This is a genomic window from Plantactinospora endophytica (assembly GCF_016862915.1).
In the GTDB taxonomy this organism is placed as follows: Bacteria; Actinomycetota; Actinomycetes; order Mycobacteriales; family Micromonosporaceae; genus Plantactinospora; species Plantactinospora endophytica.
Genome location: NZ_BONW01000059.1, coordinates 1 through 14449 on the forward strand (window position 1 = coordinate 1; position 14449 = coordinate 14449).

Genomic DNA, 14449 nt, shown 5'->3' on the forward strand with positions numbered 1-14449 from the left:
ACACATGTCGGCATCCGCTTCTGCCGCCGACCGGGCGTTCGGCGCCAGCACTTCATCACTCTCCGCACGCCGTCATGCAACTCGTCGGACGCACGCTCGTGTCGAATACAGCGCACCCGATCATGTATGCCCTCAGCGGTCCCGGTGGCCGCAATCCGTGACCGCCGCCCTCGATCATTATGATCGTCTTGCTCGTCGCCGCAGCCAGCGGAGATATCCAGCTTCGGTCACGTGTTCCGCCGACGGCAGCGCTGGCACCGGATTACGGGTGCCCGCTTCGGCGATGGACCCGATGTGCAGAAAGCGTTTCGAGGCCGTCGAAGTGGGCGGCGAACTCGGACCTCAGGTGGCGCCGGCCAGGCCGAGGAACAGGCTGGCGCCTACGGCGCCTCGCTGACGATTACGGCGTCACCACGATTTTGCCCGCCGGCATTCCCTTCGCCAGGTACCGGTGCGCCTCGATGATGTCGTCCAACGTGAACACCCGATCTACCGCCGGCTGCAGCACGCCGGTGCGGACACCGGCGGCCAGGAACGCGGCGACGCGCCGGGCGGTCACTGGGTCGACCATGTCCGCGAAAGCCATGTAGCGAAAGATGGTCAGCGACGGATTCGCCGGGAACGACGCCGGCCGCGGGTCCAGCCAGCCCACCGTGGCCAAGGTGCCGCCGAGCTTCGCGGCCAGCGACAGCTCGGCCAGGCCCGGACCCATGACGGCGTCCAGGATGATGTCGGCGCCCACCCCACCGGTGTGCCGCCGAGTAGCCTCTCCGATGTCCTCCCGGTCGGTGGCGATCACCGCGGCGGCTCCGGCGACCAACAGGCTCTCCACCTTGGCGCTCTGCCGGGTGACCGCGATCGGCACGGCGCCGATCTGGTTGGCGATCTGGATCGCGGCACGCCCGACACCGCCCGACGCCGCGGTGATCAGGACCCGGTCCCCGGGCCGCATCCCGGCCCTCTCAACCAGCGCGCCGTAGGCGGTGAAGTACGACACCCAGAGCGCCGCCGCACTGACGGGCTCCAGCCCGGCGGGCCGTGGCACCACCCGGTTGGCCAGCAGCGTGGTGTACTCGGCGTACGCGCCCCTGGTCTCGAAGTCGGGTATCGCACCGAGGATGACCGGGTCGCCGACGGCCAGCCCGGTCACCCCGGACCCGAGCGCGTCGATCACACCGGTCCCCTCGACGCCGAGCCGCGCGTGCGGCAACTGCACAGGTCGTGGGGACTGCCCGGCCCGGACCATCTGGTCGAGCGGGTTGACGGCGAAGGCCTCGATCCGTACGCGTACCTCGCCGGCTGCGGGCTCGACGACCGGCTCGTCGACGACGCGCAGAACTTCCGGACCGCCGGTCTCGTCGAACACGACTACTCGTGGCATGGATGGCTCCTTGTGCTCCTGATTGGGCTTCACCGCGAGACGCTACGGAGCCGATAGGAACCCGCTGGTACCTTTTAACCTTGTGCACAACGCCTCGGGCCAGGGCTTCCTCGCTGACTGTCCCACCCGTCTGGCCGTAGAGATCATCGCCGAGAAGTGGGCGGTGATCGTGCTGTTCGCGCTCAGCCTGCAACCCCGGCGCCCCGGCGACCTGGCCCAACTTATCGGCGGCATCTCCCACAAGGTCCTCACCCAGACCCTGCGCCGCCTGCAGGCATACGGCCTGGTTGAACGCCACGCCTTCGCCGAGGCGCCCCCACGCGTCGAGTACAGCCTCACCCAACTCGGGCAGACCCTGGTCGAGCCGATCAAGGTCCTGACCGACTGGGCTCGAGACAACGGCGAAGCCATCGTCGACTTCCAGGAACAGAACGAGCTCTGAACTGACCAACCCTCTCGAAGAGGTAAAGGCGACGCTGCCGGCCGTGCGCCTTGCCCGCCCCCTTCTCAAGACGGGTTCAACGGCGGATGGATCTGCGACGGCTTCGCCCGGGGTCGCCGGTGTGGACGCTCGACGAGTACGACGATGACTGGCAGCTTGGGACGGCCATCGTGGCGTCATCGTCGAGCATGGTCAAGGGCATCCCGCCGCAGACTCCGAAGGGGCGTCACGCTCTGCCACCGGCAGTCGCCCCCGACGGTGACGGCATCCGGATTTGCCGTCACCCGTGCGCGCTACCTAGCCCGAGCCGTCACGGTCCGTGGCCAGGTCGAGACGCAGCTGTGGCGGTACACGCACAGCATGGCCCGGGCGGAGGGCCGGGACCGGTACGAGACGTCGCTGAGGGTGTCCGAGTACGCCTTCCCGGACCGGGTGATCAGCCGTGCGTTCCTCGCTTCCGGCCGCAACTTTCCCGACGCGCTCGCCGCCGCCGGCGCCGCTGGCGCGGCCGGGGCGCCGGTGATCCTGCTCGACGGGCTCAGCACCGCCGGCCCGACCTCGGGAGTGACGGCCGAGTTGCGGCGGCTGGGGGTAACCGAGGTGATCATCTCCGGCGGGACGCCGGTGGTGTATCCGCAAATCGAACGCGGCCTGAAAGCCTCCTACCAGGTGCGCCGGTACGCGGGCGCGGACCGGTACGGCACCTCCGGCGTGATCAACCGGGAGAGCTTCACCAGCAGTGGTCAGGTGTTCCTTGCCACCGGTGCGGCGTTCCCGGACGCCCTGACCGCCGCGGCGGTCGCCGGCGCCCGGCACACCCCGCTGTACGTCGTGCCACCCAACTGCGTGCCACCGTACGTGCGGGAGGACCTGGAAACTCGGGGTGTTACCTCGGTGACTCTGGTCGGCAGCTCCGCCGTCCTCGGCGACGGTGTCGAGACCCTCACTCCGTGCCCTCTGCCGGGCTGGCTGGCCAAGCTCAACCAGGTCCGGGGCGAGGCCGACCTGCCCGCCCTAGTGCAGGACGCCCGGTTCAGCGGCGACATCGCCGCGCACGTCTTCTACATGGAACGGACCGGCCAGTACCAGCACCAGGAGGACCCGAACAACGAGTGGTACACCGAACGCGGCGCGCTCGGCGGGCAGGCCAACCTCATCAACACCGGAGACCTGCGTACCGAGAACTGGCTCAATGCTCCGTTCCACCTCGCCGAGTTCTTCGACGGGAACGTCAACGCCGCCGGCGGGTACGGGCACTTCTAGTCCGGCGTCGGCACCCGCTGGATCGCGCCCGGTGCCACCGGCGTACCCGCCGAACCGGTCACCACCGACTGGCCACGCACTTGGCCATCAGCCTCGACGGTGTTGCCGGCCGAGTTGACCGTGATCGGGAACGAGTGGCCGAACCCGGTCAGCTCCTGCGGCCAGCCCTACACCGACCGGTTCCAGGAGATGTTCCCGCAGATCGGCATCCCGCTCTACGTCGCCTTCGACCCGAACAGCCCCGACATCACCACCGCCACCGCAACCCTGCGACGCGGGTCGACCAGCCTGCCGGCCTGCGTCGTCACGGGCGCCAGCTACACCAACTCCGACCCCGCCCAACAGAACCTCGGCCGGTCCATCCTCAACGGCTACAACTCCCTCTACGTCGTACCCCGCGACCCGCTGACCCTGAACGCCACCTACACCCTGACCGTCACCACCAACCTCGGCACCGCCACCACGACCGTCCGCGTCGGCAACGGATAGTCGATGAGAGTCCGAGCATCAAGTGCGGTCGCAGGCAGCGCAGGGTCACGACCGGGAGCACCGACGGTTGGTGATCCGGGCACCACCGCCTCGCAGAGGGCTGTCTACTGCCCGGCGGGCAGCGCCCTTGTTCAGACTGAAATGGGATCGAGGATCTCCGTTCGAGTTGTCACACTTCAGCAGTGATCTCCGATACGAGCTGGCAGCCGATCCGTGCATTGCGGGCCACGCCGACTGGACTGGCTGCCACGGATCCGGACCGCCGGGCCACCTTCGTCGCGGCACTGCGCCAAGCTGAGGAACTCGCAGAAGCAGCACGTGTCGGGGGATACGCGGCACGTCCGCTCTCCCTGTTCTACTGCCTCAGTCAAGCGGGCCGGGCCATCGCGGCCGCGCACCTGCCGGGACAGTGGCATCTGCGTGGTCACGGGCTTTCCGTCAACGTCGTACAGGGTTCCTTACTGCGGACCACGATCAAGCCGGCCGGGCAGGGCAACGATTCGTTTCGGGGAGTAGCGTCGGCGATCGGATCACCGTCCCTTACCGGGAGTGTGTCCCTGGGAGCGTTGTGGGCGGCGAACCCGGACCTGCGGGCGACGCCGGTGCCGCAGACGGCTGGAAGGTGGCCGAAGGCGTTGGAGATTTCCCTCGGCACGCAGAGCATTCGCGGCTTCGGTGGTAACGAGGATCCCACCCAGCACATGCTTACCACCGACGGTACCGTCACGTTCCCCGTTGACCTGCCCGGCAGTACCGGGGCCGAAATCGCTGAGGCCCTGAAGTCGTATCCGACGCTGTCCGACGCTTTCGGTTGGAAGCAGGGCCCGCGAGGTTACGAGGCCGCCGGGTCCAAGGAGGCCGTGATCCGGATTCTTGACCATGCTGGGGTCGCGCGCGTCGCCATAGGCAAGGAAGCTCCACGTGAGATGCCGATGGCGCAGTATTGGGAGCGGCAGCGCACGTTCGCCTCGATCGTGGAAATCGATGAGCGGTATCCACGCTACCCGGATCCGAATCTGGTGGGGTTCGCCCTGCCTCAGATCGCTGATGCGCCGAGTCCGCATCCGCTCATGCTGTGGTGGGCGCTGCTGCTCGGCCTGTCGAGCTTGGCCCGCTACGAGCCGGCATCCTGGACATCGGCGATCGACCTCGATACCTCCCCCGCGGCAGTCAGCCTGGAGCGAGTCCTCGATGTGGCCACTGAACGCCTCCCACACAGAGTGCATGAGGCGCTCAGGGCCACCCGACCCTGACTGTCCGGGTCCTGTCAGACAGGACGGCGGTTGACCAGCCGGCACAGCGGCGCGGCCGGCGGTAGGGTGGCTCGGTTCCCGTGATCGAATCGCTACGCAATGATGTGGCGATGGTGTCGCGGATTTTGCGGATCGCCGTATGTGTTGTCGGAGTGCGGTCGCCAGCGTGGGCTCTCGGCACGAGGCTCGGATGGTGGCCGGCGGTGGCGGCTTGATCGTTCAGCCGGCCTGGTAGCTGGCCGTCAAGGCGGCCATGTACGCCCTGGACAGCGTACGGACCCGCTGCTCGGGAATGGCGCCCGCGAGAGCCTGCGCGGCGAGGTTGACTCCGGGGGAGGACTCGCGGCCGAACAGGGTCTGCAGGTGTTGCACGCCTGCCCGGACGCTCTCACCGGCCATCTCGTCGCTCGCGATCTCCCGCAGGCGTTGGCCCACCCGGTCGGCGGGTTCTGCCTGCATGAGCCGGAACACGTCGCTGGCGTCCTTCGGCTTGAGCCGGTGCGTGCGGCCCGCGCGCATGTCGTCGAGCCGCTCGTGAAGCTTGTGTGCCTTCGCGACGAACAGCGCTGCTGCACCCGCCACCGGTACCACAGCTGTGCGTGCGTCGACCTCCGGTTCCAGGCTTGAGATCAGCGTGTCGTCGTGATCTGCCAGCGCGGCTTCCAGCCCGGGGGTCCGTCGAGCGGCTTTCGGGCCATGATCCGGCAGTTCCGCAGCACGTCGGCCACGTCCCGCCAGGACGGCCGGTACCAGCAGGTCGACCGGCACGTGTACCGGTTCTCCGTTAGCTGTCGTCTGCATGATCCAGGTTCCTGGCTCGTTCGCCAGGTGGAAGCCCGCCTCCTGCATCGCCTGCTCGAGGCGGGGATCCGAGCCGAGGATCCGGGAGTCCAGGGCGAGGTCGGCGTCCAGGGTGTGTGGTGCCACGCTGACGTCTAGGTCGGCAGCCCCGGTGCGGACGTAGATCGCCTGCGCTCCGGCGAGGATTACCGCCGGGCGGTGCTTCGCGAGCGCGTCGAGGGCGTTCAGCAACACCCGTCGTGCCGCCACGTACCGGGGGTCGATCATGGGGCCGGTCATGGCATGTGACTTTACCCAGCGAGTGTCGGTAGGTCGGGTCTGCGCCACTCGCTTTCGTTTTCGCGCATCCACTCCATCACCGCCTGCCCCTCCTCTGGAAGCCGGCCGTTGCCGCTGAGGCAGTCGAGGACCAACTGTGTCAGTGCGACGTGCCGCAGCCCGTTGACGGTGCGAAGGCCTTCCACCTGAGCTGGGTCCTCTGGACGCAGCAGCACCACGTCGGCGCCCTGGTCGGTCGGTAGCAGGCGACCGAACCTCTGCATCTGGTGTGGGTTGTCCACGTAGAGGACCAGCTGCGTGGGTGCCGCGACCGCCGCGATGTCCACTGCGGAGAACGAGCCGGTGACGACCGCGTCTAGAGGGAAGTTGGCGTCCTGCATGCGGGCGTACAGTGCCGCCGCACCCTCGGGCGAGATGAAGGTGTTGGGTTCGTTGTTGCGGAGCAGGTTGTACCGCTGCGCGCCGGCGAGCAGCAGCCCTTGCCAGTCGACGTCCTCGACCATCCCGCGCCGGTTTCGCGTGACCAGGGCCTGCTCGTCCAGTGAGTGCAGCATTTTCGATACGTAACCGGCGGTTAGGCCGCCGGCGGCGGCGAGCGCTGTTAACCGGTACGGCGGTTGTGTCTCGGCCAGGAGCCGCAGCAACCGGCGTGCCTTCGGGCCCTGCAACCCGACGGGCGCATGGGAGCGGTGTGGGGTCGGGTCACGGTCGGCACCCTGCAATCGGATGTAGACCGCTGGCCGGTCGACCCGGAGCCGGACGTTGCCGGTCAGGTCGAGGTAGGAGTAGCCGCCCTCCTCCAGCAGCGCGCGGGTCCTCGGACTGAGCCAGGTGCTGACCACCAGCACCGTGGGGTTGCGCATCAGGCGCAGCATTGGCCCGGACAGGCGGTCGCGCAACCGGGCGACGTCGCGGGGGGTGAACGACATCTTCGTCTCAACCAAGATCAGCCCATAGCCGGTGTTCTGCTCTCGTAGTTGCCACAGCGCATCGGGCGCGTCGACCGGCCCATGCTCGTCGATCACCGCGTCGCTGAGCTCGAAGTGCTCCGGCAGCATCTGCAGAAGCTCCAGCCGCGCCCGCTGAAGCAACCCGCTCTCGCTGTACTCCAACATGGCAAAAGTTTCCCACACGGACGAGTTTCCTGCGCTGGGAAAATCCGAGATCCAGGAAACTTATTGTCGTCTGGCCGAACTTTCCCCACCTAGGAAAGTCTCACCGGCCAGGAAAGTTCGCCTTGAAGCTGGACGTGCGAGGCGCGGCAGCCACGTAGGGGACTTAACCCCCATAAGCGCCCGAACTTTCCTCCTCCTTCGCGGATGAAACCGATCGCGTTCAAGGCGTGAACGCCGCGGCGCCGAGTAGCGCGCCAGTCGGCGGTGCAGTCCGATCCTTCCGGTTCCGGTGTCCAGCCTGTTGGTCATCGTCAGCTATGGATCGGTGGTGAGGTCGGCCACGAACGCTCGTACCGCTTCCCGCCGTGTCCCGCCAGGATGGCGGTATGACCGCTGTCTCCGCCGACGCGAAGTCCACAGGCATCGATGCTCGCTCAGGTGTGGAGGGGCCGGCATGGTGTGAGCCGGGGCTGACGGCTCGGGCGGGGAGGTATCCGTTGGCTGTCGAGGCGCCGGTGATGGCGGCGGTCGACATGCTTGTGCCGGGGGTGTCCACCGTGACGCGCTACGCCCGGTATTACAGCCTCTACTGGGCTCTGGCGGCGTACGCGCAGGCAGTTGGGGCGGACCGGGACAGGTGTGGGCGGCTGGTCCGCCGGGCTGAGGTCGGGCTGGCGCGGATATCGCAGGTGTATGACTCGCCCGACCATGTCCTGGGGTTGACGCATGGGGTGGAGGCTCTGACTCGGCTCGCTCCGGCGGAGGGCGACGAGTTCGCGGTGGCGGACAGCACCGGCAGTGGTTCCTACTCGCCGCGTACGTGGGGCTTCTGGTCGCAGTACAGCGGTCCGAGTGTCGCGTTGGGCACCGTCGCCGTCGAGGGCGGAGCGTTACGTCCCGGCCGTCACCCTTGCCCACCGCAGGTCGTGGACATGTATGCGCCGCTGTTCGCCGCAGCTGAACGCGGCTCGGGCGTCTGTCTGCCATCGGCGGAGTTGAGGGGGTTGAGCCTGCAGCAGGAGGGTGACAGCCCGGATCTTGAGCCGCTGCGCGCGGTCTTCACTGCAACCGTCGACGGCCGTCACGACCTGGCTGCGGGCAGCGGTGACGACCGGACCCGGCGGGCGACCCTGCGTCTGCTGGCACGCTGCTGGCAGCTGTACCCGCAGGCGGTGACGTGGCTGGATGCCTTCGCCGGCGGTGTGGCGTACGGGTCGACAGCGCGCGAGGACCCGTTGCTTGCGGGCGAGGAGCGGACCGAAGCGTGGCGGGGCGTGGTGCTGCGGCATCACTCGGTCGGCGCGTGGCGCCGCTTGTGGGCGGACCTCGTCGCTGCGGTCCTCAGCATTGATGGTGCGTCGAGGCGGCACCTGCACGAGTGGGTCAGCGATCGCCTCCCGAGCGGCACGGTCGCCGACTTCGAATCGGATTTGCCGCCGACAGTTGATGGGCACGGCGACCCGTACCCGGGCGAAAGGGAGCTGCGCCGTAGTGACGCGGGGGTGGCGACCGACGTCGCGGTACTCCTGCTCGGCGCGCGTCGGCTCGAGACGTTGACCGGCGCCGTGCTGCGCAGGTTCGTCGGTGGCCGGCCGACCTTCCTGGATCCGAGATGGGTGGCACTGCTGAGGCAGGAGTTCGCTCGGCGCCCGGTCGCGGAACTGGGCCGTCGCCTGGTCGACGACATGCTCGCGCAGTCGCGGCGGGTGGCGCTGCGGAAGGTGGCGGTCCGCTCGGACGGCACCATCGCGCTGTTCAGCCGCCTACACGAGCGGAACGGGGTGTACTTCGCGGACTCCCGGGAGGGCCGGGACAACATCGGGCTACGCATCCCGCAGCTGGCCAGCATCGCGACGCAGCTCGGACTACTCACGCCCGACCCGGCGCAGCCGGTCACCGCGTGCGGGCGGGAGTTACTGGAGCTGCCGGCATGAGCGAGGTGACACATGCCATCCGCTCTCCGCTGACGTTGCTGGAGCAGTGGCGGGACAGGGCAGACGTTGCCCCGCTGCGGGAGATGGTCATCATCGGCTACACCGTCGACCTCACCTTCCTGGAGAAGTTCGTCATCCCGACGGCACGGGGTCTCGGCGCGCGGATCACGGTCCTCGGTGACGCCGGGCAGTCGGTCCACGACCCGGTGGACGTGCGGCGGGCGGGCAGGTCCTACCAGCACGGCCACACTGTCTGCGCACGTGCGTTCCACCCCAAGTTGGTTGTTCTCGTCGGCAACGACGACGCGGTCCTGGCCGTCGGATCGGGTAACCCGACCCTGTCCGGGTGGGGATACAACCACGAACTGTGGGTGACCGCCCGCAGCTCCCGCGAGGTCGGACCCCAGCTCGTCGCCGACGTGGCGGACTGGCTCCACGACCTTCCCGACGTCGTGCGGATCGCCAGTTGGATCGCCGACACCCTGCGCAAGGTCGCCGACCAGATCCGACCCGGATCGGTCGACGAGCGCTGGTCCTCGATCCGAGCGTTCGGGAACCTGCGGCAGCCGCTGCTGGACCGCCTACCAGAAGGCCCCATGGCGGAGCTGCGCCTCGCCGCCCCGTTCTACGACCCGCCCGCCAAGGCCGTGGAGGCGCTGGTGAAGCGGACCAAGCCGCGGACAGTACGGATCGCGGTGCAGCCATCCATCGCGCGGTTCGACGGCGCCGCGCTGGTACAGGCCACCGCGTCCGCCGCGAGTCAGGACTTCCGACTGATCGGACAAGGCCCCGCCAGGCACGGCAAGTTGATCGAATGGGACAACGGTGACGGTACCGCCACAGGGATGACCGGCAGCGCGAACATCACCGCGTCCGCGCTGCTCATGAGCACCGCCCAGGGCGGCAACTGTGAACTCGCGGTCATCGCCCCGCACACGACACCGCTGTTGCCCGACAGTGTCCCAGAGCCCGCCACGTCGATCCGGACCATGACGTCGGCCCCGCCCGAACCGTCGTCGTCGGCGGCCAGCCTGGCACCGGTGCTGCTTGGATGCGCGCTCACAGACGACACGCTCCTGATCGAACTCGCCACCGCCACCCACCAGCAAGTCCTCATCGAAACCTCGACATCGGCCGGTCCCGGAACGTGGCAGGCCGCAGGCAGCATGCCCCACGGAGAACGCGTGGCTCGGCTCCTCGTCTCGGAGCCCACCATCGGCGCCGTCCGCGCGGTCATCGACATCGACGGACAGCGGCACGAGTCCGCCGTCGTCTTCGTCACCGATCCACTCCGGTGCCGACCCCGCCGCGACACCGCCAACCTGCCACGGCTGTCGCACCCCTACCAGACCGACGACATCTTCACCGACCCGACACTCGCCCAACGGTTCACCACCGACCTCGCCCGGCTCGCGGGACTGACCGGCTCCACCACCGGCACCACACCCGCCCCGTCCACCGTCAGCACCTCAACAGCCGGCGCGGCATCCGACGACCGGTGGGCCGACTACCTGCAAGCGTGCGACACACAGCTCGGCCCGGCACTGACCAGACTCATCTTCCCCCACCAGACGTCCAGCGAGCAGCAAACGTCCGCCAGCTGGTCGATCAACGACACCATTGACAGTGAGGTCACCGAAGACGAAGACGAAGCGGTGCTCGACGACCTGACCCACGACCAGGCCGCCTCCACCCCCGCCGTCCACCCCGACCAACGCCACCGATACCGCCGCTTCGCCGCCAAATGGGCCGCGTCAGTCACCGGCCCGCAACGCCGCGACGCCGACCGGTCGGCCCTGCCACCCATGCACTTGCGCATGACCGTCACCGCGCTGTACCTGACGCTGCTCGCGGCCGGCGTCTGGCCAGACGAGGACGACGAGGACTGGCGCCGCGACCTTCGCTGGCTCATCTGGGCACTAATCCCCGACAACCAGACATCCGACGAGCTACCCGCAGAAGCGATCAACCACCTCTACACACTGCTGACAGTCGCGATGGTGACTCTCCGTCTCGAAACCCGCCTAAACGGCGGACGCGAAGCCGACATGCTCGCGACCGAAGCCTGGCGCGAGGCTAGTGAATGGATCGCCGACGCCGACCCCGAACTCACCGAACAGCGCCTTCTCCCAGCAAGCCAGCCGTTCGCCGTCGTCGCCGGCCCTCGCCAACTACAGGACGCCATCCTTCTCGCCCAAGCAGCCAAGCACGACCCGTACGCCGAGGCCCGCGCCACCCTCGCCGACGCCGGCCTCACCATCAACCACGAGGAGAACGTGTGGTGGGTCGAAGGAGCCGGCAACGCCTACCGCAACGCCGCGCACGCGGTGACCGAACTCGGCCGCGTATCCGGCCACGCAGTCGCCGTCGCGACGAGCACCCGGCACACCGTACTGATCGCCCTCGCCGGAAGAACCATGGCACTGGCCGACTCCCAGACACGCTTCTGGCGTCTGTACGAGCTGACCAGTACCCGAACACCCCTGTCACTCACCGCAGGAAACCCCGCGGCACCGCCCGGCGGCCGAACACTCCCACCCCGACCAGCCGTCCCCGCCGAGCTGCAGAACCTGAGCAACCTCGTCGACGCCGACCTTGCCACGATCGCCGGCCGCATCCGGACGGAGCCGCAGTGGACGAATGGTTCCGAGCACCCAGCTCTCTGATCGTCAGCCTGGTCGCCGCCATCCACCACCGTCGTCGCCATGCTCGCCATCCGGCGACAGGAGGCCGCGGGCCAACGAAACCATGTGGACAGCAGGCCGTCGCTGCTGTGTTCCGCGCGTAACGCATCGACGACCCGGCCTCGGTCGACGCGGGGCAGCCCCTGCGTTGTTGGGCGGACCGCCTCGGCCGTGGCAGTGTTCGACTCACCGGTGCAGCCCCGGCGCAGCGCGGTCACCTGGTTGACCGCGAGGTACTCACCATTGCCGGATCCCCGTCCACTTTCCGGCCGGGTGGAGCTATGGACGCAACTGCGGATGCGCCGACCACGGTCACCTGCTGAGCAGCGGATACCCCAACCCTGCAGCCGGTCTACGCCGCCCGACTGCCGGAAGGACGGCTCCAGCCTCACGTCTGATCGACGCCGCCGACGACTCTGGCACCGTACTGCCGTTCCGAGTCGCGTGTTGTCGACGGTGGGCTGTGGTCACCGGGGCTCGCGGAAAGCTGGCGGCGCCGGCCTCGGCCCTGTGGGGGCGTGCTTGATCACAGTCTGGTTGGAGCGTCACCGTTGCTGGGAGGTCGGACAACGTCGCACAGGGTCGACTGTCTGGGATGTGACGGGTCACGTCCGCCTGTGGACCAATTGCGGAAACGTGCAAAGCGTGCAGATCGGGCATCATGACAGTCTCGGTCATGGCATTGTTGCTGGTGGGGCGGGCCTCTAGCACTCGGCTCGGAGGTGCGGATCGGACTACCTAACCGCACCTGTTGTTCAGAACGCGTATTACGGCACCTCTGCGGCGGCGGTTAGAGTCGGCGCACCGCTGCGAAATAGGTAGTTTTTCGCAGCGTGTGGTTGGAACAGGCCGTCGCACCCTGCGACCACTCAGCGAGCGACGGCCCGTCCCGCAACGGTGTGGCCCCACCTGTCAGGTGGGGCTACATCCGTTGATGGCGGAGACCAGAGCCGCCAGGGCGCTCACGAGCGTGGCCAACGCGGTCAGCGTGGCGACTCGTTGGGCGTCGCGACGGTTCGGTTGCTCCTCCTCCATTCCCACCTCCTTTCTCTTAGGCCGGGGGGCCGCAGAGGCAGGTGAGGTAGCCCGAACGGTATCGCCTCGGGCCGATGGTTGGGGGAGGTGGTGCACGGTCGTTAGGCACGATCGGACAGGGGGTGCGCGACGAGTCCGGACGCGTTGCCGCAGATCACCGCAGTTGGTAGGTCGTGCGCGGCGGGGCAGACGAGCGGGGTGGACATTACATCCCGGTTGTAATGATTCGCGGGATACCGGAAAAGCGCTGCGGCGAGAGTAACCGCAGCCCGGCTGGGGCGTTGAGGGTGCTTCGCGGCGGTCGCCGAGTCCTAAAGGCACTTGCGCTCGCTGGTCGTCGCGGCGCCCGCGTTGGTGATCGACTCGCTACGCGATGACGCCCGACGCAGGCGAGCCCGGGCATCCGGATCTGCCGCCGACGGGGCGTCACAGAACGTGGCCAAGGACGGCAGCGCCCAGCGTGCGGTCGTGCCGATGAGCGCGCTTTTGATCATGGCCGTCCCGGATCAATCATTTACCTGGCCTTTCGGAGTGGTGGCGATCCAGGCGGCTCGCTGCGGGGTGACGAGCGGACTCAGTACCGGATCGGTGAGCAGTGTCAAGGGTGCGATGCGCAGTGGGTCGTCGCTGTGCCACTGTGGCACCGCTGTGGCCACGACCGACCAGGCTGCCTCGGTGTCGCCCCGGCGCGCGCGCTCGCGGGCCTGTTCGAGTGCGGCGGCGAACTTAGGTGGCTCTGGCGGTGTCTGTGGGTCGCCGGCGTCGCCAAGCGCCTCCGTGACCATCCGCCGGGCCCAGGCGCCGGACTGGCGCCGCAGGAACAGCGGTACGAGCTCGGCGCGCACTCGCTCGGCGCCGACCGCTTCGACCACGTGCGGATGCGCCAGGACGTCGTTGCGGATCCTGTGGTGCGCGTCGGGCCGCAGGAATGCCCCCACGACGACGGCGAGATACTGCCCGGCTCCCGACCCCTTGCGGGCTGCCGCCTCGAAGCGCTCGGCCGCCCCCTCAGCGTCGCCCCGCAGCGCCATCCGCCGGCCCTCGGCGACCAGCTCAGCCGTGCCGGCGGGCTCGACCGCCCGCCCGTCGCGCGCATTGAGGTCCTCGAACGACTCCCGCTCGGCGGCGACGAGATCGGCGAACGAGTCGAAGCGGTCGCCGAGGCCCGGATACCACGACGCCCAGACGTAAGCCGCCCACTCCCCGTCATCGCTGACGTCTGCGGGATCGAGGAGCCAGTAGCACGCGTCTGTATCGGCGGACACCAACAGCGCTCGCGCAAGCAGCTCGTCGTCCTCGTCACCCAGATCGCACATGTCGGGCTCGATGTCTGGCAGCCATCCGACGTCGGCCGTAGTCCGCATCGTCCACACGAACGGCCCCATCTCAAGCCACCCGTCAGAGGCTTCCAGGAAGCCACGGTACCCCGGCGGGAGCGTCACCCCGAGCCGCTCCTCGACGGTGGCCAGCGCGTCCTCACCCGCACCGGCGAACCCGAGCCACCCGGAGACCCGCCGTTCTTCCCCGAGTTGGCCAAGCCGATCGGCATCGGCGATGCGGAGAAAGTCTGCGCCGTACCCGGCGAGGTAGACCCGCCACTGCTCGGCCGTGTGGGGTCGGTCAGTCAAAGCCACGCCCTACCTAACGGTCGCTCGCAGACATGCGCGCTCACGCCGCAGAGCAGGCGCAGCGGTCGGCGGCGCGCCGGTCACGGAGCGTGGCAACGTAGGTCGACGCGCAGCGTGCGGTCATGCCGATGAGCGGATGCCCCGA

11 protein-coding genes and 1 pseudogene are annotated in these 14449 nt (G+C 68.5%); 6 read left to right on the top strand and 6 right to left on the bottom strand.

From position 1 onward, the window contains the following. Positions 1-55: 55 nt before the first annotated feature. Positions 56-300: pseudogene (locus Pen02_RS42900) on the bottom strand (hypothetical protein); the annotation flags it as partial. A 100-nt stretch (positions 301-400) separates the two neighbouring features. Continuing rightward, the gene (locus Pen02_RS40825; protein ID WP_239142030.1) at positions 401-1381 is read right to left on the bottom strand and encodes a zinc-dependent alcohol dehydrogenase family protein; all 981 of its coding nucleotides are present in this window, start codon (positions 1379-1381) and stop codon (positions 401-403) included. 82 nt (positions 1382-1463) lie between these two features. Here Pen02_RS40825 and Pen02_RS40830 point away from each other — a divergent pair, with 82 nt between their 5' ends. The 4 genes from Pen02_RS40830 to Pen02_RS40845 all read left to right on the top strand — a co-directional run bounded on the left by Pen02_RS40830 (position 1464) and on the right by Pen02_RS40845 (position 4828). Further along, positions 1464-1823 carry a winged helix-turn-helix transcriptional regulator gene (locus Pen02_RS40830; RefSeq protein ID WP_203871580.1) on the top strand — a complete coding sequence of 120 codons (360 nt, stop codon included), beginning with the start codon at positions 1464-1466 and terminating at the stop codon, positions 1821-1823. Between the two features lie 360 nt (positions 1824-2183). Then, positions 2184-3086 carry a cell wall-binding repeat-containing protein gene (locus Pen02_RS40835; protein WP_203871581.1) on the top strand — a complete coding sequence of 301 codons (903 nt, stop codon included), beginning with the start codon at positions 2184-2186 and terminating at the stop codon, positions 3084-3086. Between the two features lie 120 nt (positions 3087-3206). Further along, positions 3207-3575, top strand: a complete 369-nt coding sequence (locus tag Pen02_RS40840) for a hypothetical protein (RefSeq protein WP_203871582.1) — start codon at positions 3207-3209, stop codon at positions 3573-3575. 182 nt (positions 3576-3757) lie between these two features. Beyond that, on the top strand, positions 3758-4828 hold the full coding sequence (locus tag Pen02_RS40845; RefSeq protein WP_203871583.1) for a YaaC family protein: 1071 nt from the start codon (positions 3758-3760) through the stop codon (positions 4826-4828). A gap of 219 nt (positions 4829-5047) precedes the next feature. On the opposite strand, the gene Pen02_RS40850 is transcribed toward Pen02_RS40845, so the two are convergent. Beyond that, positions 5048-5908, bottom strand: a complete 861-nt coding sequence (locus tag Pen02_RS40850) for a hypothetical protein (protein WP_203871584.1) — start codon at positions 5906-5908, stop codon at positions 5048-5050. A gap of 11 nt (positions 5909-5919) precedes the next feature. Beyond that, the gene (locus Pen02_RS40855; RefSeq protein ID WP_203871585.1) at positions 5920-7023 is read right to left on the bottom strand and encodes a helix-turn-helix domain-containing protein; all 1104 of its coding nucleotides are present in this window, start codon (positions 7021-7023) and stop codon (positions 5920-5922) included. Between the two features lie 386 nt (positions 7024-7409). Between Pen02_RS40855 and Pen02_RS40860 the strand changes: the two genes are divergently transcribed. Beyond that, complete coding sequence (locus tag Pen02_RS40860; protein ID WP_203871586.1) at positions 7410-8957, top strand: hypothetical protein; 1548 nt, start codon at positions 7410-7412, stop codon at positions 8955-8957. After that, a complete protein-coding gene (locus Pen02_RS40865; RefSeq protein WP_203871587.1) occupies positions 8954-11623 on the top strand; it encodes a phospholipase D-like domain-containing protein in 2670 nt (889 codons plus the stop codon). Before Pen02_RS40860 ends, Pen02_RS40865 begins: the two co-directional genes overlap by 4 nt. Before the next feature lie 930 nt (positions 11624-12553). On the opposite strand, the gene Pen02_RS42745 is transcribed toward Pen02_RS40865, so the two are convergent. Both Pen02_RS42745 and Pen02_RS40870 read right to left on the bottom strand, forming a co-directional pair. Then, positions 12554-12676: a hypothetical protein gene (locus Pen02_RS42745; protein ID WP_275413680.1), complete on the bottom strand. Its 123-nt coding sequence runs from the start codon at positions 12674-12676 to the stop codon at positions 12554-12556. Positions 12677-13182: 506 nt separating this feature from the next. Then, positions 13183-14310: an SMI1/KNR4 family protein gene (locus Pen02_RS40870; RefSeq protein ID WP_203871588.1), complete on the bottom strand. Its 1128-nt coding sequence runs from the start codon at positions 14308-14310 to the stop codon at positions 13183-13185. Between the last annotated feature and the right edge of the window lie 139 nt (positions 14311-14449).

What these genes read in the sequence shown, in the direction of transcription:
- Pen02_RS40825 (WP_239142030.1), bottom strand. Translation starts at nt 1,381, where the DNA reads ATGCCACGAGTAGTCGTGTTCGACGAGACCGGCGGTCCGGAAGTTCTG.
- Pen02_RS40835 (WP_203871581.1), top strand. Translation starts at nt 2,184, where the DNA reads ATGGCCCGGGCGGAGGGCCGGGACCGGTACGAGACGTCGCTGAGGGTG.
- Pen02_RS40850 (WP_203871584.1), bottom strand. Translation starts at nt 5,908, where the DNA reads ATGACCGGCCCCATGATCGACCCCCGGTACGTGGCGGCACGACGGGTG.
- Pen02_RS40855 (WP_203871585.1), bottom strand. Translation starts at nt 7,023, where the DNA reads ATGTTGGAGTACAGCGAGAGCGGGTTGCTTCAGCGGGCGCGGCTGGAG.
- Pen02_RS40860 (WP_203871586.1), top strand. Translation starts at nt 7,410, where the DNA reads ATGACCGCTGTCTCCGCCGACGCGAAGTCCACAGGCATCGATGCTCGC.
- Pen02_RS40865 (WP_203871587.1), top strand. Translation starts at nt 8,954, where the DNA reads ATGAGCGAGGTGACACATGCCATCCGCTCTCCGCTGACGTTGCTGGAG.
- Pen02_RS42745 (WP_275413680.1), bottom strand. Translation starts at nt 12,676, where the DNA reads ATGGAGGAGGAGCAACCGAACCGTCGCGACGCCCAACGAGTCGCCACG.